18 protein-coding genes and 1 pseudogene are annotated in these 18,587 nt (G+C 48.6%); 4 read left to right on the top strand and 15 right to left on the bottom strand.

The genetic code is table 11. The annotated features are described in order from the left end of the window. Positions 1-291: 291 nt before the first annotated feature. Positions 292-2,439, top strand: coding sequence for a formate dehydrogenase subunit alpha (gene fdhF, locus OGX92_RS20990; protein ID WP_286587020.1), 2,148 nt, complete (start codon positions 292-294; stop codon positions 2,437-2,439). A 52-nt stretch (positions 2,440-2,491) separates the two neighbouring features. Here fdhF and OGX92_RS20985 read toward each other — a convergent pair whose 3' ends face one another. From OGX92_RS20985 to OGX92_RS20935, 11 genes are all read right to left on the bottom strand, one after another. Then, positions 2,492-3,136, bottom strand: coding sequence for a hypothetical protein (locus OGX92_RS20985; protein ID WP_063941469.1), 645 nt, complete (start codon positions 3,134-3,136; stop codon positions 2,492-2,494). Positions 3,137-3,354: 218 nt separating this feature from the next. Continuing rightward, entirely contained in the window at positions 3,355-3,537 is a 183-nt protein-coding gene (locus OGX92_RS20980; protein ID WP_003832433.1) for a DUF1869 domain-containing protein, read from the bottom strand. 3 nt (positions 3,538-3,540) lie between these two features. Then, positions 3,541-3,903, bottom strand: a complete 363-nt coding sequence (gene yeaR, locus OGX92_RS20975; protein ID WP_003030735.1) for a DUF1971 domain-containing protein YeaR — start codon at positions 3,901-3,903, stop codon at positions 3,541-3,543. A gap of 173 nt (positions 3,904-4,076) precedes the next feature. After that, positions 4,077-4,715: a leucine efflux protein LeuE gene (gene leuE, locus OGX92_RS20970; RefSeq protein WP_003832429.1), complete on the bottom strand. Its 639-nt coding sequence runs from the start codon at positions 4,713-4,715 to the stop codon at positions 4,077-4,079. Between the two features lie 139 nt (positions 4,716-4,854). Next, the gene (zinT, locus tag OGX92_RS20965) at positions 4,855-5,505 is read right to left on the bottom strand and encodes a metal-binding protein ZinT (protein ID WP_206160208.1); all 651 of its coding nucleotides are present in this window, start codon (positions 5,503-5,505) and stop codon (positions 4,855-4,857) included. Positions 5,506-5,582: 77 nt separating this feature from the next. Continuing rightward, entirely contained in the window at positions 5,583-6,098 is a 516-nt protein-coding gene (locus OGX92_RS20960; protein ID WP_003832425.1) for a phospholipase D family nuclease, read from the bottom strand. A 31-nt stretch (positions 6,099-6,129) separates the two neighbouring features. Next, the gene (locus OGX92_RS20955; RefSeq protein WP_284961728.1) at positions 6,130-6,717 is read right to left on the bottom strand and encodes an ATP-binding cassette domain-containing protein; all 588 of its coding nucleotides are present in this window, start codon (positions 6,715-6,717) and stop codon (positions 6,130-6,132) included. Continuing rightward, on the bottom strand, positions 6,701-7,495 hold the full coding sequence (locus tag OGX92_RS20950) for an ATP-binding cassette domain-containing protein (RefSeq protein ID WP_003832421.1): 795 nt from the start codon (positions 7,493-7,495) through the stop codon (positions 6,701-6,703). Before OGX92_RS20950 ends, OGX92_RS20955 begins: the two co-directional genes overlap by 17 nt. Then, positions 7,489-8,301, bottom strand: coding sequence for an ABC transporter permease (locus OGX92_RS20945; RefSeq protein WP_003832419.1), 813 nt, complete (start codon positions 8,299-8,301; stop codon positions 7,489-7,491). Before OGX92_RS20945 ends, OGX92_RS20950 begins: the two co-directional genes overlap by 7 nt. Next, the gene (locus OGX92_RS20940) at positions 8,291-9,265 is read right to left on the bottom strand and encodes an ABC transporter permease (protein WP_284961905.1); all 975 of its coding nucleotides are present in this window, start codon (positions 9,263-9,265) and stop codon (positions 8,291-8,293) included. The genes OGX92_RS20945 and OGX92_RS20940 overlap by 11 nt, the downstream gene beginning before the upstream one ends. Then, complete coding sequence (locus OGX92_RS20935) at positions 9,265-10,887, bottom strand: ABC transporter substrate-binding protein (protein ID WP_286587019.1); 1,623 nt, start codon at positions 10,885-10,887, stop codon at positions 9,265-9,267. Before OGX92_RS20935 ends, OGX92_RS20940 begins: the two co-directional genes overlap by 1 nt. 396 nt (positions 10,888-11,283) lie before the next feature. On the opposite strand from OGX92_RS20935, the gene OGX92_RS20930 reads away from it, so the two are divergent. Continuing rightward, positions 11,284-13,371, top strand: coding sequence for a TonB-dependent receptor (locus OGX92_RS20930; protein WP_149335798.1), 2,088 nt, complete (start codon positions 11,284-11,286; stop codon positions 13,369-13,371). Between the two features lie 116 nt (positions 13,372-13,487). Here the strand turns inward: OGX92_RS20930 and OGX92_RS20925 are convergent, their stop codons facing one another. Together OGX92_RS20925 and pdeG are read right to left on the bottom strand one after the other, a co-directional pair. Next, positions 13,488-13,685 carry a hypothetical protein gene (locus OGX92_RS20925; protein ID WP_063941463.1) on the bottom strand — a complete coding sequence of 66 codons (198 nt, stop codon included), beginning with the start codon at positions 13,683-13,685 and terminating at the stop codon, positions 13,488-13,490. A gap of 169 nt (positions 13,686-13,854) precedes the next feature. After that, positions 13,855-15,378 carry a cyclic di-3',5'-guanosine monophosphate phosphodiesterase PdeG gene (pdeG, locus tag OGX92_RS20920; RefSeq protein ID WP_063941462.1) on the bottom strand — a complete coding sequence of 508 codons (1,524 nt, stop codon included), beginning with the start codon at positions 15,376-15,378 and terminating at the stop codon, positions 13,855-13,857. A gap of 239 nt (positions 15,379-15,617) precedes the next feature. Here pdeG and OGX92_RS20915 point away from each other — a divergent pair, with 239 nt between their 5' ends. Both OGX92_RS20915 and OGX92_RS20910 read left to right on the top strand, forming a co-directional pair. Next, positions 15,618-15,890: a hypothetical protein gene (locus tag OGX92_RS20915; RefSeq protein ID WP_063941461.1), complete on the top strand. Its 273-nt coding sequence runs from the start codon at positions 15,618-15,620 to the stop codon at positions 15,888-15,890. A gap of 151 nt (positions 15,891-16,041) precedes the next feature. Further along, positions 16,042-16,446: a DUF1398 family protein gene (locus OGX92_RS20910; RefSeq protein ID WP_063941460.1), complete on the top strand. Its 405-nt coding sequence runs from the start codon at positions 16,042-16,044 to the stop codon at positions 16,444-16,446. A 248-nt stretch (positions 16,447-16,694) separates the two neighbouring features. Here the strand turns inward: OGX92_RS20910 and tnpA are convergent. Next, positions 16,695-17,053: pseudogene (tnpA, locus tag OGX92_RS20905) on the bottom strand (IS200/IS605 family transposase); the annotation flags it as partial. A gap of 193 nt (positions 17,054-17,246) precedes the next feature. Then, on the bottom strand, positions 17,247-18,497 hold the full coding sequence (icd, locus tag OGX92_RS20900; protein WP_003030769.1) for an NADP-dependent isocitrate dehydrogenase: 1,251 nt from the start codon (positions 18,495-18,497) through the stop codon (positions 17,247-17,249). Between the last annotated feature and the right edge of the window lie 90 nt (positions 18,498-18,587).

Raw genomic sequence — 18,587 nt, 5'->3', positions numbered from 1 at the left:
ATTAAAATTTGTGATCGTCATCACTTCATATTTTCATCTTTTTCCGATGTTTCATAAGGTTATGACTGCTGACCGGTAGGCTAAATTTTTGCCGCTCCTCGTCATTAATGTCGAATCGTCAGTCATTATGCTTGACGCTTTTGCCGTCACCCCCGTTATTGCTGGGTTTTCACTTCTGGCACACTTTATGCTTTAACAACCCGTCGCTACGACAAATCGTAGTCCGCGGTGCTTATCGCGTGGCTGCGTCTACAATTCGCGCTATTTCAGCATTTAACAGGTCTGTTATTGATGAAAAAAATCACCAGTGTTTGCCCATACTGTGGGGCCGGGTGCAAGCTCAAGCTTGTTGTCGAAAATAACAAAATCATCCGTGCCGAAGCCGCAGAGGGTGTAACGAACCAAAATCAGTTATGCCTGAAAGGCTATTATGGTTGGGACTTTCTTAACGACACTCGCCTCCTGACTCCCCGTCTGACTCGCCCGATGATCCGTTATGAAAAAGGTGGCAAATTCACGCCCGTTAGCTGGGATGAAGCCATTCGTTACACCGCAAAACGCCTGTCTGAAATCAAAAAAACCTATGGTCCTCGCGCCATCATGACCACCGGCTCCTCCCGGGGAACCGGAAATGAAACTAACTACGTGATGCAAAAATTCGCACGTGGTGTACTTCATACCAATAATGTCGATTGTTGTGCCCGCGTCTGTCACGGTCCTTCCGTTGCCGGGTTACAAGAAACGTTAGGCAATGGCGCCATGAGCAATTCCATCAGCGACATTGAAAACTCAAAATGTCTGCTGATCTTTGGTTATAACTGCGCCGACTCGCACCCAATCGTAGCCCGCCGGGTAATTAAAGCTCGCCAGAACGGCGCAAAAATCATTGTCTGCGACCCACGTCGTATTGAAACCGCTCGTATTGCTGACCAACATTTGCAGTTGAAAAACGGTTGCAACATGGCTCTGGTTAATGCCTTTGGTCATGTTCTTATCGAAGAGCAACTCTACGATCGCGAGTATGTGCAAAAGCATGCGGAAGGGCTGGAAACATACTGGGAAACCGTTAAAGACTATGCGCCTGAAGCGGTTGAACATTTGACCGGCGTTCCCGCACAGCAGGTTCGTCAGGCAATGCGTACATTTGCCGCAGCACCATCGGCAACCGTAATGTGGGGGATGGGCGTCACTCAGTTTGGTCAGGCTGTTGATGTGGTTCGCGGTTTATCGAGCCTGGCGTTGTTGACCGGGAATCTGGGTCGCCCTAACGTCGGCGTTGGTCCGGTGCGCGGGCAAAATAACGTGCAGGGTGCGTGTGATATGGGGGTACTACCTAACCAGTTCCCGGGATATCAGGACGTGACCGATTCCGCAGTCAGGGAAAAATTCGCCAGCGCATGGGGCATTGACGTTAATCAGATGGATGACAAGGTTGGAACGCGCATCACTGAAGTTCCACACCTGGCTATCGAAGGCAAAATAAAAGCCTACTACATCATGGGAGAGGATCCGCTGCAAACCGAGGCCGACCTGGGCCTGGTCCGCGAAGGGTTTAACGCGCTCGATTTTATCGTCGTGCAAGACATCTTCATGACTAAGACAGCGGAAATGGCCGATGTTCTCCTGCCCGCCACCTCATGGGGCGAACATGGCGGCGTCTTTACCTGCGCCGATCGCGGCTTCCAGCGTTTTGAGAAAGCGATTGAACCCACCGCTGATGTAAAACGTGACTGGGAGATCATCAGCCTTTTGGCCAGCGAAATGGGCCATCCAATGCAGTATCAAAATAACCAGCAAATCTGGGATGAGATGCGCGAGCTGTGCCCACTGTTCTACGGCGTGACCTATGAGAAAATGGGGGAAATGGGGCATGTTCAGTGGCCATGCCCGGATCTCGATAGTCCTGGTACGCCATACCTTTACGCACACAGCCAGTTTGATACCGCCAACGGCAAAGGCAAACTGTTTGCCGCACCGTGGCGAGCGCCCGCAGAAGTTCCGGATGACAATTATCCGCTGGTACTGTGTACCGTGCGTGAGGTTGGGCATTACTCCTGTCGCTCTATGACCGGTAACTGCGCAGCGTTACAAGCGTTGGCTGATGAACCAGGATATGTGCAAATCAATACCCATGATGCCGAAAAACTCGGTATCCGTCATCGTGATCTGGTGTGGGTCAGCTCGCGTCGGGGTAAGGTCATCAGCCGTGCGGATGTATCCGAGCGCATCAATTCCGGAACGGTTTATATGACCTATCAATGGTGGATTGGTGCATGCAACGAGTTGACCCAGGATAACCTCGATCCAATCTCGAAAACGCCGGAAACCAAATATTGTGCCGTAAATATCGAGCACATTAGCGATCAGATATGGGCTGAAAAGTATGCCGCTCAATCGTATAGCGACATGAAATCACGCTTATGTGAGGCCATTGCGTAATTCCCCACCATCGCCACCTGAGTCTGGTTACCCAGACTCAGGTCTTATCTCATTACTTTACCAGGTGAGGTTCACTGAAACGGATGGAGGCAGATTCCTCCTGCATATCCCGCTGCATAAAACCGAGGTTCATCAGAAACAGGCCAGCCATAAACGGCAGTTCGTACAATTCTTCAATCATATCGCCATATTGGGCATTGTGCAGGAAGATGGGAGCCAGCAGACGATGATGCTCTACCGTATCGGAAATCAAAAATGCGCAGGCGGTGATCGCCAGCAGCCAGAGCGGTAGCGGTTCATTACGCACGCGTCGGACAATATCCAGGCGTAAGCGCTTCGACAACAGCACCGGCAGAATAATCATGGAAATCATTACAACAGAGATAGCTCTGAACAGAAGTTTAGGCTGCTCCGGGAAATAGTCGCGGCCCCAACTGGTGCTTCTCCCCAGCAATACCAACCACCACGCGGCTGCCCAAAGCCAAAATTGCTTCTCGCCTTCAGGTCGTGATAAAGGCCGGATATAGCCAAGGGTAAATACCGCACCAAACAGTAGCCATAGCGCCTGCCCATTTTCGATCCATCTGACGACAGTGCCGTTAAGCAGCGGAAGATTCCAGTTCGCGGTGAACGGGATCGCCACAATGACCAGTCCTAGAATAAGTGTGGGGAATGTAATTTGGGTATTCAGTTTCATAAGCGCGATGTTCTGTATTGTTACTTTTTTGCGATCATAACTCCTGTGAATGATCGACAATTAGCATTCAATGCGGATTTCTTAAGGTATTCTTAAGGAATCTTTTTTCGGACATCACTACGTTCAACACAAATAAAATAACCGCACAGCGCCGTCAAAACGCTGTGCGGTTAGTACATTAAAATTCTTTGTATTCAATCAGTAAGAGTATTTAATACCTACCATCCGCAGACTTCATGCTCATTCTCGGTATCGTACGAACGAACGGTATTGACCAAGTCTTTGACCACTTCTGCTGCCACATCCGGCACCAGTAATGTCATCGGCGCTTCTGTTTCATAATCAACAGAAACACCGTTGCTGTTATTGGTCACGGTTACGGTATAGGTTGCTTTGCCCATGATTTACTCCTTGCCGGTGCGCACGACTTTTCGTTGATTTGCACTCTCCATCAGAACTTCCGGGGCAACGAAAAAATCGATATTAAAGTAAGTGTCGTCGGTCATCACTTCGATGTTATGCCATTTTTCCGGCGGAAAAACGCCAAACTGACCGGCTTCAATAACCATCACCTCTACTGGCTCCGGACTGTGTTCATCGGCGTATCCGAGATATTTGACCGCCCCCTGCATAACCGAAAGTCGTGGATAAACCCCAGCACGAGTTCCTTTATCAAGGTGGCGTTCGAAAATTCCGGCAGGCGCGGTTTCTTTGTTCCAGAATGGTGTAGAGCGTGTATGGATATGATTCTGTGGAATTTGAAGCATTTTTCTTCCCTTTTCCAGTCGACAACCAGCGAGTCTTATTGAATCGCTGCTGTACACAGGGTACGCCTCAAAATATACATTTAAAATACCATTTATTGGTTATAACCCTACAATTATAAATGAAAAGCAAAGCGTCATATTGAAGGCCCGCCGCAACCAGCGGGCCAATGGCATCACGACTGAAGCGTGGCCAGACGAGCGGCAAAACCAACGAAAATTAGGCCGATTAGGGAATTACCCACTTTGGCCAGTTTTTTCTTCGTGCGAATATACTGCGTCACAAACGCGCCGGAGAAAATAAGGAAGCTCAGATAGAAAAAGCTCACTACTTCAAGCGTAATGGCCAAAATAAAGAATGACAGCCCTGAGTGCGGTGCATTGACATCAATAAACTGCACAAAGAACGAAACATAAAACAAAATAGCTTTGGGATTCGTCAGGCTCAGAATTAATGCTCGCTTAAAAATAGCGCCAAACGGGACTTCCTCAGGTGCGGCGTCGCTTGCTTTCGATTTCAGTGTCGCATACAGGATCTTCGCACCTAGGTACAGCAGATAAAACGCGCCAAGATAGCGAACGATATTGAACAAAACAGGCGTTGTTTTGATCAATGCGGCAACACCGGCATAGGCCAAAAACATCAGCACGGCATCACCGATAAACACACCGCTTGCGGCGAGATAACCACCCTTCACTCCCCGACCGACGCTGTTCTTCAACACAAATATCGTATTTGGCCCCGGTACCAACACGATAAAAATGGCTCCCACCAGATACGTCCAGTAATTCAGAACTCCATACTCTGCGAACACGTTAACCTCTTCCTGAAAAAACACATGCACTTGCTGCGATACAATATGCTAACGAATGCATCGGGTGATGGAAAGAAAAGGTTATGAATTAAAAAACCCGCCACTGGTGACGGGTGTGTACAGATAAGGTTAGCCCGGATTAATGGTGCAGCATCTCATCCACAACCTCTTCTCCCTTCAACTGATAAGGGTAATAGGTAGGCCAGTTTTCCATCTCTTCAAGCAAGGCTGCCTGCGAGGTATTTCCCATAAAGATATGGAAGTGGCTCGATTTACGCGGCGCAATAATATGATCGCTAAATTGCACATATTTTGGCGCTTTGCTGTCAGCAGCTTTACACTCAAACAGATACCGTACACCTTTCTTGCCTGATTTATAATTCAGGATCTTATATCCGGCATAGTCGTATTTACATGATTCAACCTGATTCCCGGTATGAAACTCCATCACGCCATTTTCAATACCGATAGTGTCTACGTTGGTTGCATAGCCTGTACGGTAATACGCTTTGATTTGTTCTGCCGTTTTGCTTTTATCTTTCTCCGCTTTCTTTTTGAACACCGGATCAAGCTCGCCGCTGACCAGATACGGATAGACAGATTGCCACATGCCATCCCAGTCGGTCAGCGCCCTGTTCTGCACCTGGTTGTCATCAAATACCCCTTCAGACGCCTTTTGTTCTGCTTCACTCATTGGCGCACCATGGGAATGATGACCATGCGCCAGAACCGAACTACTGACTAAAAGCATCCCCAAAGCGATTGTCAGTTTCTTAAAACGAATAGCCAAAATTTCACCCTCAAATCAATTGCGAGTAAAATGTTATAATATAACATCACATTTAAATCAACGGCGTTGTGAAACATTTAACCGCTCTGGTGCGCGATTTTCCAACGGCTGTCAAAATGGGCCTGATACTGCGCAACAACGGCAGGTTCGTCACGAATAACTAACACATTTTCAGAGTTAGCAAATTCTGCGGATTTAGCAAAGTTGAACGAACCGGTTTCCAGCGTGTCGCCATCAATAATCATTACCTTGTCATGCTGGATGTGGTAGTGACCATCCAGTTGAACATCAACCCCATTCGCGGCAGCAAAAGCGATGGCCTTCTGGCTCACCTTACCCTGGTTTCGTTTCTTATCGATAACAGCCCGAACCACAACGCCTCTCTTTTCAGCGTTGACCAATGCCTGAACAATATCTGCAGACTGAAATGAATAAGCCATCATATCGATGCTGTGCTGCGCATGGTTGATTGAATCCAGCACTAAAGCCCGAGCCGATCCTTCCGGTGAAAAACCCACCTGAATGGAAGCATGTGCTGCAAAAGCACCCGCCCCGTACATTAGCGCAGCCACAGCGATAGTTTTTACGATCACGTTAGTTATTTGCCTGAAATGCGAAAGAGACCTAAGAGAGTAGCGCTCGCGTGCAGATCTGATCAAGCAGTGCCTGCTGATGACTGATAATGAGCATACCCAATGGCCGACGCTGAGATTCTTCAAGCAGCAGCGCCCAGATATCCCGTTGAATAGAAGGATCAAGCTGGGCAGTAATTTCATCGGCAATAAGAAAACGTGTCCGCGGGTCCAGCGCGCGAAGTAAAGCAATTCGCGCCAGTTCACCACCAGAAAGTTGTCCGGGACGGCGGGTTAACCACTCTGGATTGATGTGAAGACGGGTAAGCATTGCAGCATCCGGTCGCCATGCATCATACACCGCATCACCGGTGCTGCGTCGGGGGTTAAAAGTTAATTCCGGATGCTGTGGCACCAGTTGCACCGGGCAATACTGGTGCATCGGCAAAGGTTGGTCATCAACCAGAATGTCACCGGAAGTTGGTTTCTGCCAGCCCGCCAGCACGCGCCCCAGCGTCGTTTTGCCAGTTCCACTGGGCGCACAAATCCCAATACGTTCTCCAGGGTGTAGAGAAAAGGTCAGATTTTGCCACAGAACCTTTTCCCCCTGACGGATTGTTACATCACGACAGCACAGCATCGCGCTCTCCAAAAAGTTGATTTCTTTCAGGCAGCGCCCGCCATTGTCGTTGCAGGTGTTCGCTAATCTCTCCGCGTAACAGCTGTTCCCGGCTGACGTTATCCGACACCCTTCCCTGATGCAGAGCGACAATACGATCCGCATGGCGGGCCGCCAGCGTGAGGTCATGCGTTACCCATAAAACGCCAGCCCCTTGCTCACATTGCTCACGCAACTGTTCAAGCAGTTGATTAGCGAGAGGTGCATCAAGCCAGGCGGTAATTTCATCCGCCAGAATATAGCGAGCCTGACTCAGAGACGCGTGACAGGCCAGAACACGTTTTGCCATACCGCCTGAAAGCTGACGCGGAAAAGCATCTAATACGCGACTTTCCAGTCGGCTACGCTGGAGCAATCGTTCAATTTTTCCGGCATTCCATTGCTGGTCAGAAAGCTGGCATGCCCTGCGCAGATGCTTTTCAATCGAGAGCAGCGGGTTAAGTGCCTGAATACCTTGCGGGACGTAGCTAAAGGTATTGCCACGACATTTGCGAATGTCATCACTGTCCAGCGTTTTACCTTCCAGGGTAATAACGCCGTTGAAACGCAAATTGTCTGGTAAGAGATCGAGCAGACATTGCAGCAATAGGCTTTTACCTTCTCCACTTCCTCCAACTAGCGCCACCATCTGACCAGGCGCTACGTCGAAAGAGATATCCTGCAACAGCGAAGACCAGTTTTTCGCGCCGTACCAGCGATAACGCGCCACGTCCAGTGAGACCTGCCTTAAACTCAACATGCGTCACCTCGTAACCATAAACGATGCACCGCCCTTGCGAGCTGATCGAATAACATCACCAGACTGAACAGCATCAGTCCAGGAAACAGCACTAACCACCAGTCGCCATGACTGATAAACCTCAGCGCATCCGCCAGCAGCAGGCCCAGCGACGGTTCATGCGGTGCCAGTCCAAAACCGAGGAAGCTTAACGCCGCGCTGTGCAACACTGCATGGGGAAACATCAGCAATGTTCCCGTTAGCCACTGGGGTAACAACGCCGGTAGATAGTGATGCCGCCAGCAGTAAAAATGGCCGTGCCCCAGACGCCAGGTCAACGTCAGATAGTCACTGTGGGCCACGCGCTGCGCTTCAGCACGCAGGATTAGCGCCAGACGCGGCCAGTGCGTTAGTGCAACCGCCATGATTACCCCGTTTTTCCCGCCGCCCAGCGTAAAACAGATCAAAATAAGCAATAGCAGATGCGGCATCGACAGCATGGCATCAGTTATAAGGCGCATAAGCACATCCAGACGCGGATGTATGCGCGAAACCGCCGCCATCATTAACGCAATCAAGCCACTGCACAACGCCGCACCAATACCAATTTGCAGACTGGTTAGTGCCCCCTGAAAACAACGGATCCACAGATCGCGACCAAGATTATCGGTGCCAAACCAATACATCGCATCAGGTGGAAGATGACGGGCAAGCAGATTAACGCTCAACGGGTTATCCAGCATTGCGGCACCATATACTGCAATGAATAACAGGCAGCTGAAAGAGAACAAAAGACGAATTAGCGTCGGCGTCGGGTTATAGAGCATCAGGTCGCTCCAGAGCACGGTTCAACATACGGACAAGCCAGGTAGACAGCGAATTGCCAATGAACACCAGTACGGTACTGAACAACACAATCCCCATCAGTAACGGCAGATCGCCGCGTAATCCGGCATCAATGGTGGCCTGCCCCAGTCCTGGATACGCGAAGACTTTTTCGGCCAATAGTGCACCTCCCAGCAGTTCTCCCATTGAGGCAAACTGCAAACACAGCGCAGGCGTAATTGCATGACGCAGAACCTGATGGCGTAACAGTGACCAGCCTTTATCTCCCTGGGAACGTGCAAAACGGACAAATTCGCTTTTCATTACGCTGGCGATGCTTTCCCGCGTATGAAGCGTAATTTGTCCCAGTCCCAGCAAACTGAGCGCGCAAACGGGAAGCACCAGATGGCGCAGACGCTCGGTCAGCATGGCCATATCGCCGCTGTTACCCGGCTCCCATGCGCAGCAGACCGGAAATACCGGCCAGCGCACGGCAAATAACGCCAGCAGCAACATGCCAATCCAGAAGGTCGGCAACGAGGAGAGCAGATAGCTGAGGCGACAGATTGCTTTGTCCGGCCAGCGATTCAGGTAGCGACCCGCGACAAACCCCATTGCCGTTCCCAATATGCCGGAGAGTAGCCACGCGCCGCCAAGCAGCGCAAACGAGGTGGAAAAGCGTTCCTTGATCACGCTGGCAACCGGCGCATTAAACAACATGGAATAGCCGAGATCGCCCTGCAATACCCGTAAAAACCAGTGACCAAAACGCTCCCATAGCGGCTGGTCCAATCCCCAGCGAGCAGCAATGCGTGCATATTGCTCCGGCGGCACATGCAGGAGATCGTTGCCAATATAAGCGCGAATCGGATCGACTGGAGAAAAGCTGAGCAGCACAAAAGTGCCAGCCGCAACCAGCACTAATAACACTATCAGCCGTAGAAAATGGCCCACAACAGACTTCATCAACGGCAGGTCCAGGTCCATTCGTCCAGATTATTGAGCAGTGACCAGCTACCGTGAATCTCCGGTGCGCCTTTGCCTAAATCAATACACGGATTTGCCAGGTAGGTGTGCTGAATATTCAGCAGCCATGCCCAGGCAGCATCGCCCTGCACGCCAGCCCCTTGCTTGCCATCCCACTCCACCTGTTGCCAGAAAGGCAACGCCTTTTGCCAGTCTGGGGCGTCGATAGCCTGTTTAAGATGCTGTTCAACAACAGGATTGCTGTAATAGCCTGGGTTGTAATATTCCACGCCCGCGGCCTGATTACTGTAATGATGGAAAAGCTCCATCGGATCCAGGCTTCCCCAACCAAATAGTGTCGGGTTCGCATGCATGTGACGCTCAACAGTTTCCCAGCTTCCGGACTGTAGTGATACCTGAATTCCCAACGGTTCCAGCATCGCACGTACGGCCTCAGCTAAATCCCGGCGCGTACTGTCACCGCTGGCGTACCATAAAGTCAGTCGAGCCTCTTTGCCGTCTTTCACTCGCACGCCATCTTTACCTACCTTCCAGCCGGCTTCTTCCAGAATCGTACGTGCCTTTTCACTGTCACCATCTTTGAACGCAACGGATTGCCCCTGCCACGGCAGCCCCTGCACTGCGCTATACGCAGGAATCGCATGACCTTCCATGACCTGATCGGCAAGCTGCTTACGGTCGATGGCATAGTTGATGGCGCGCCTGATGGCAACATCGGCCGTGATATCGTTCCCAATCGGATAGCCATTGGCATCTTTTTTACCTGCAGGAACCATCGGGAACACAATGCCCCGGTTTTCCACGCTATCGCGTACCCAAAGTTTCAAATTTGTCTGCTGAGGAGCGACCGCCATCGACGGCGCGATACGTACGAGTCCCAGTTGGCCACTGCGCGCTGCGGCATAAGCGTTATCTTCATCAAGGAAGACAAACACCAGCTTACTAAAATCATTTTTCTTACCGGCATACCAGGGGTTAGCCTCCACGATCAACTGCTGTCCCGGCTGAAAACTCACCAGCCGATAAGGACCCGCGCCAATCGGATTTTTGGCAAATGTTTTTTCGTCATACCGTTTCGCCGGAACAATACCCAAAGAACCCAACACATTCACAAAGGTGCTCTGTGGGCTATTTAGCGTAATTTCTACCGTACGGTTATCTTTCAGGCTGGCATGGGTGAAGTTTCCCATGTCGATTTTGCCGCCGCTTTTTGCTGCTTTGTTATAGGTGAACACAACATCTTCAGCGGTTAGCGGGGAACCATCCGAGAATTTAAGGTCAGGTTTTAACGTCAACGTCCAGGTTTTGCCGTCTGCGCTGGTCTCTACTTTTTCCGTCAGCAGGTTTCCCCAGCTCATATCTGCATTTTGTTTTAATAATGGTGCATGCAAAAGCAAATAGCTGCCATGACTCCAGCCCAGCATCGGGTCAAACCCTTCCGTTGGTTCTGGGCCAATTGCCAGTTTTAACGTCTGCCCTTCGTTCGCATTTTGCGCGGCAAGAAGTGGTGAAGTTAATGCGAGAGTCAATGCGCACGTAAGCAGTGCCAGCTTGCCTTTGATCATTATGTTATCCAGATTTACGTTATTTTTATGCTGCATAACGATTTACCCTCGTTAAGCAGTCTCCTGGGGAAGGGATTATGGCGGACAGAAATGACGAAAAAAATGATGCGGCGCAGAAAAGTATGACGATTTTCTAAAATTATCATACTTTTTTCTGATACTCCGTTATGAGTACGATGTGAATCTCAGAAAATTGATTAATCCCTCGCCATTTATTCACAGGGATATTAATCCCGATCTAATAATTGCCTATGCGTACTATTATCCCTTCCTGCTAATTCCTTATCTAAAACTCATGACAATTTATGTATATTTATTCAAGAAAAACACCAGAAGTGACAAGTTATGTAAATTTGTAATGATAATTATTTGTATTATCATTTCCATCAATTATCTTACTGCCTTTGAATTTTTAACAAAGGAAGTTTGACTATGCGTTTAAAACCTGTTGCCTCTGTCGTTCTATCCTGTTTAGGATTTTCCAGCCCCCTGGTATTTGCTGAAGATGTCATGGTGGTAACCGCTTCTGGTTATGAAAAGAAAATCACCAATGCCGCCGCCAGCGTCTCTGTTATTTCGCAGCAAGAGTTACAAACCAATAAATATAATGACTTAGGTGAAGCCCTGCGTTCTGTTGAAGGGGTAGATGTTGAAAGCAGCACCGGTAAAACCGGCGGTCTGGAGGTCAGCATCCGTGGCATGCCTGCCAGCTATACCTTGATCCTGATTGACGGTATTCGTCAAAACGGCAGCAGCGACGTAACGCCAAACGGTTTCTCTGCCATGAATACCAGCTTTATGCCCCCGCTGGCGGCGATCGATCATATTGAGGTGATCCGCGGCCCGATGTCGACGCTTTATGGGTCCGACGCAATCGGTGGCGTGGTGAATATCATCACCAAAAAAAGCACCGATAAATGGAGCACTTCCATCAATACCGGCGTTAACCTGCAAGAGAGTAATAAATGGGGTAACAGTACGGTCGCCAACTTCTGGTCAAGCGGCCCGCTGATTGCGGGCGTATTGGATATGCAGGTTCGGGGGAGCACAACCCAGCGTCAGGGTTCCAGCGTCACCTCCCTCAGCGATACCTCCTCCACCCGCGTACCTTATCCTACCGAATCGGAAAACTATAATATTGGCACGCGCCTCGACTGGAAAACCAATGAGAACAATACACTGTGGTTAGATCTCGACTCCGCAAGACAGCGCTATGACAACGATGACGGGCAGTTGGGTAACCTGACAGGGGGGTATGATAAAACGCTACGCTATGAGCGTAACAAAGTGACCCTCGGCCACGATACAGCCTTAACGTTCGGCACCTGGAAATCCTCCCTCGGCTGGAATGAAACCGAAAACAAAGGCCGGCAATTGGTATCTTCCGCACTCACGCCAGAGAACGCAGGCCGGGCCGGTGACGCGCGTGAACTGAAGAACACCAACGTCATTCTTGACTCAGTGCTGCTGACGCCATTAGGTGATTCACACCTCTTAACCCTTGGCGGAGAATACTGGGATGCACGGATGAAAGATGGTGTGGTGCTGGCCAATACCGGCGAGACGTTCCATCAAAAAACGTGGGCAGCCTATGCGGAAGATGAATGGCATATTCTCGACTCGCTGGCCTTAACCGCAGGAACACGCTATGAGCATAACGATGTCTTTGGCGGTCATCTCAGCCCGCGTGCCTATATGGTCTGGGACGTTTCCGACGCCTGGACGCTCAAAGGCGGCGTGACGACAGGATATAAAGCACCATCACTAAGCCAGTTGCATAACGGGATCAGCGGTGTAACCGCACAGGGAACGGTGAATACGGTCGGTAACCCGGACCTCAAACCTGAGGAAAGTATTAGCTACGAAACCGGGCTGTATTACGAGAACGACGCCGGGCTTAACGCCAACATTACCGGCTTCTATACCGAATACAAAAATAAAATTGTCTCATATTCTATCGATGATAATACCAACAGCTATACCAACAGCGGCAAGGCAAGAACCGATGGCGTTGAATTTGCCAGCACCTTCCCTCTATGGTCGGATGTGCTGACCTTATCTCTCAACTACACCTACACTCAGAGCAAGCAAAAAGATGGTGACAATAAAGGCGCGCCATTAAGTTACACACCAAAACATATGGCTAACGCCCGTCTGAACTGGCAGGCAACGGAAGATATGAACGCCTGGCTCAGCGCACGTTATCGCGGCAAAGCCCCACGCTTTACCGAAAATTACGACAACCTTAGCGCAGTACAAAAGGCCGTCTATGACGATAAAGGCGCTGATTTAAAAGCCTGGACCGTTGTCGACATGGGGATGTCTTATAAGCTGACCAAAGATCTGACGCTTAATACGGCGGTTAATAACGTGCTGGATAAAGACTTTAGTGAGGTCAAATTGTACCAGGTGGGCCGCAATAGCACCTACGCAGGTGATTATTATCAGACTGCACAATCCACTACCGGATACGTAAACCCTGGTCGTAACTACTGGGTATCTTTAAATTATCAGTTCTAATTTTATAAGATCCTGCTGGTCGGGGCACACTAATACCCCGACCAGCAGAATATTACTGAAAGAAGACACAAGATATAATCATCAACTTATTTTAACATATAAGAATATTTAAACAATTAATACAGAAACATCCCTTCCTGCACCATTAGATATAATGCCAAAACAATAACCCCGATAATACCGCCTAAAAACAAGGCTGCGGCAATCGCAAGCTGGTTGCGATTTGTGTTCTTCGCTTTACTTCGCACATCCAACTTATTTTTCGCCGCTCTGTGACTTGAATCACGCTCCATCGCGAATATTATATCTGCCATACCATTATCCAGTTGCTGTATATGAAAACACAAATAACCACCACATCAATAAGGGTATAGATTTTAAATAACAGAATCCGAGATTTGCCTCACGATAAAGATAATCGTCGGATTTTTGCTACCGAAGCAGATTTCATGCTCACTTTCCATCAATAAGGTTATCTTGTATTTATTCGACAAAAACCTTCACTTTAGGCTTTGACAGCAGAATCATGACGAACTCAGTGAAGGTTACTGGTTTATAGAAATAGTACCCTTGCAGGAAAACAATGTTGTTTTTGTTGAGATAATCGAGCTGAGCCTTCGTTTCAACCCCTTCAGCAACGATGCTTAAAGACAGCTTGCGCGCCAAATCGAGAACACAATCCAAAATTCGGGTTGAATCAGGAAGCTCATTTACCCTTCCCACAAAGCTCTGATCGATTTTAATGTAATCAATGTGCAGGTCATGCAAATAAGAAAGCCCAGAATAGCCCGTACCAAAATCATCCAGCGCAATCACAAAGCCATTCTCATGCAGGATATTGAGCCTCTGCACAAGATCTTCATCCACATCTAACGGCTCGCGCTCAGTAACTTCGATTACCAGATTGAGGTCATCTCGGTTAAAACTATCCCTGTAATGCAGGCACTCCTGCACGAATGTAGGGGATGTGATATGGGATGCGCTGAAGTTAATGCCGACATGGAAGCCGGATGGCAGTTTGCTGGCAATGGCGTTCATGTTTTCCGCGACCTGCCTCATCAGGCTTTGAGTTAGTGGCACTATCAGGCCTGATTTTTCAGCGACGGGAATGAAGGAAGCTGGAGAGATATATCCGGCTTTTGGATGTTTCCATCGGGCCAGCACTTCAACACCGCGTAACGTCCCCTCGCGACCATTTACGATAGGTTGATAAAAAGGCACGATCTCTCCTTTTACTATCGCCCTGCGCAACGTTTCTTCAGGGGTATCGTTCTTGTTCAGATACTTATCAATGGCATAAGCGGCTGCAAAAGACATTAACAGGATAAAAACCAGAATCCCTGAACCCTGTGTAACCAGCTTTTTTGCACTAAACAGTGGCGGTTTATTATAAATAATACTGAACGGATACTTTGCGGAATTAAGTTGACCAGACGCACGTGCGCTTGTTGTAACGGTTTTCACATCGCCCAATAAACCAAGTACGTTGTCACCCACCAGCAATGAGTATGCTACTCCCTTTAACGGAACTTTCAGAGCCCCTCGAATATGCACCCCACTAATAGTGACAATAATACGACTGGTTTGAAAACGAGTTTGATACAGCAGAACAGGTATCTCATTTTCCGTATTTCTTGCGGGAGTCAGCAACAGATTTGTATCAGCAATTACGGGGATTTGCTTAAGTAAAATCCTATTCCCCGGCAATGACGTACACCAAACCTTCCCCTGCCGGATAATGATCAGCGTTCGCAAATGAGGGCGAAGTGCAGCTTCGGTTCCAAGTTGGTATTGTCCCTCCAGATCACATTTTTTTTCAGCAATATGCCTTGCGGTACGGGTTGCCTGGAAAGCTTCATCAAGTATGTTATCCATATTTTTAACGGCATATCGGGCTCCTCCAAGGGTTTCTGTCGAAGATGAATACCAAAGCTGCATATTAAGAATAAAAACACCGATCAAAAAAAGACACACCGCAGCGGTTACCGGTAAAAGTGCTTTGCGCATTCTCATGTCCTGTAGCGAAAACTGATCAGTCGTTGCGATGAGCATTGACGTGTTCTAATTTATCTCTACAGAGCATGGTAGACAGAAACAAAAGTCGCCATGCGTCGAATCACATTTCCAAAACCACAACATAACAAATTGATTTTTAAATAAAATTATCCTTGAAGAGATCAAGACAATAATGACATCCCTCTTTCCAATTTTGTTATCATATACATGTACTAATAAGAGGTAATCAAATGAAAATCTTTATCACTGACAATGACGGGAACCTGATTCCTGTTGACGGGAAAAGCGTCGTGATCGAATTGAATAGTGGCGGAACCATCGAGATCGCCGAGGAGTACAGCCGGGACGATGTTCCTGAAGGCATTAATCTGTGGGGCGGACGAGAACCCTCCCCTTCACTCTCTTTCGAGGAAATCAAAGCCAGAACAGAAGGCCTGGGCGTTTATCCCATAGCAGCAAACGCTCTGCATGTATTTCCGTACAAACTTTCAGCAAAAGAATAATTGCATGCACCAAGTGCGCACGCGTATATGGGCTGCGCGCAATTACTCTCATGGCTCCGCTGTCCGTACCAAAAGGTCAGACCAGATTGAAGTGATAAAACCGATCGTGCACACTACACGCTCTCATGACTAACAATAGGTTATAATCCTGATGGATCAGGTTGACGTTCTTGAAAAGATGTTTGAGCAAGTGAGAAAGGAACATAACTTTCCGTGGTTTTACTCTGAACTGAAACGCCAGAATATTGCTTATTATATTTACTACCTGGCTACTGATAACATTAGAGTTGTTACAGAAAATGATGAAGTAATATTAATAAGAGGGAAAAGAGACTTATTGAAAGTCAGCACAAACAAGAACCCGGAACAAGTAAAAAAAGCAGCCCAGATTCATTATTCCGGGAAATCCACATTTCGCGAATATACTGCAACACTTATCAATGCTGGCGTTTTCCGATGGGTTACGGATGTCAATGATAACAAACGGCATTACTACTCTGTTGACGATACGCTTTTATACATGGAAGATGTTGAGAACAATAATCCATTAATATAATGATAGTTGAACTAGTAGTCCGGTTTCTTACACTCAGCCCCGTAGAAGCAGGCATAAGGGACAAACCCGCATGAAAGATCACCACATCGGGCTACAGTCATAGTTAATGCGGAACACTGCGGCGACATGACGCATGATAATGTCACTGTACTGTGCTTAATTGATTGGACACCCAGGTAAAAGAAATCCGCAATTAAGCTGGCTCAGTTAATTCAGGCATTGCGTCCTGATGTACTCCTGCAGACAGTTATCTTCGCCGTGTTCTTACCTACCATGTCGACGTAGTAACCTCTGTACCAGAACTTCCTGTTCCTGTATTTAAACTTCATATCACCAAACTGCTCATACAACATCAGATTGCTTTTACCTTTCAGGTACCCCATAAAGCCGGATACGCTCATTTTGGGCTGGATTTCCACAAGCATATGGATATGATCTGCACAGCTTCCAGGATCCGCACGCTTTTCCGTTCACACAGCTTTCTTAAGATGCTGCCTATCGCCCTACGTTTCTACCCGTAGAACGTTTGTCTTCGGTATTTGGGCGCAAAAACTATATGATATTTACAGTTCCATCGGGTGTTCGCTAAGCTCTTTTCGCCCCCCATTGGGACCCCCTTTTGATTTCTTGTTTAACCCTTGCAGTTGCCAGACCGCAAGGTGTTTTAACAAATCAAAAGGGATATTAATAACTGGCCCAAAGCTGAAAGCTTTCCGGAATCCCCAGCCTAACTGGGATTTTCTGTGCACAAAAAAACGGGAACCTCTCGGCTCCCGTTCTCATACAACCCAGTATCTGGATTACATGTTTTCGATGATCGCGTCACCAAACTCACTACATTTCAGCAGCTTAGCGCCGTCCATCAGACGTTCGAAATCATAGGTTACGGTCTTGGCGTTGATTGCGCCTTCCATACCTTTAACAATCAGGTCAGCCGCTTCAACCCAACCCATGTGGCGCAGCATCATTTCAGCAGACAGAATGATGGAACCTGGGTTCACTTTATCCTGACCTGCATACTTCGGTGCAGTACCGTGGGTTGCTTCGAACAGAGCGCATTCGTCACCGATGTTTGCACCCGGCGCGATACCAATACCACCAACCTGTGCGGCCAGCGCATCGGAGATGTAGTCACCGTTCAGGTTCATACAGGCAATCACGTCATACTCAGCCGGACGCAGCAGGATCTGTTGCAGGAACGCATCGGCGATAACGTCCTTAACCACGATCTCTTTACCGGTTTTCGGGTTCTTGATTTTCACCCATGGACCGCCGTCGATCAGTTCACCACCGAATTCTTCACGCGCTAACTGGTAACCCCAGTCTTTGAACGCGCCTTCGGTGAACTTCATGATGTTGCCTTTGTGTACCAGGGTAACTGAATCACGATCGTTGGCGATGGCGTATTCAATCGCTGCACGCACCAGACGTTTAGTCCCTTCTTCAGAACACGGTTTGATACCAATGCCGCAATGTTCCGGGAAGCGGATTTTCTTCACGCCCATCTCTTCGCGCAGGAATTTAATCACTTTCTCAGCATCGGCAGAGTCAGCTTTCCACTCGATACCCGCGTAGATATCTTCGGAGTTTTCGCGGAAGATGACCATGTCGGTCAGTTCAGGGTGTTTAACCGGGCTTGGTGTGCCCTGATAATAACGCACCGGACGCAGGCAGACATACAGGTCAAGTTCCTGACGCAGAGCTACGTTCAGAGAGCGAATACCGCCGCCAACAGGGGTGGTCAGAGGGCCTTTAATGGCAACACGATATTCACGAATCAGATCTAAGGTTTCAGCAGGCAGCCAGACGTCCTGGCCATAAACCTGAGTGGATTTCTCGCCGGTGTAGATTTCCATCCAGGAGATTTTACGCTCGCCTTTATAGGCTTTCTCGACAGCAGCATCGACAACTTTGATCATCGGTGGGGTTACATCAACGCCGATACCGTCGCCTTCAATGAACGGGATAATCGGATTTTCAGGAACGTTGAGTTTGCCGTTTTGCAGGGTGATCTTCTTACCTTCCGCCGGAACAACTACTTTGCTTTCCATTCACCTCTCCTTCGAGCGCTTCTGGTTCTGCTCGTCTGTCATCACGCTGCATGTGCGTTTGCGTCCTGCTACACGGATGCGTTAGAGCAA

It is taken from the genome of Citrobacter sp. Cpo089, assembly GCF_030332695.1.
Taxonomy (GTDB): Bacteria; Pseudomonadota; Gammaproteobacteria; order Enterobacterales; family Enterobacteriaceae; genus Citrobacter; species Citrobacter portucalensis.
This window is presented reverse-complemented; position numbering and strand designations above follow the sequence as displayed.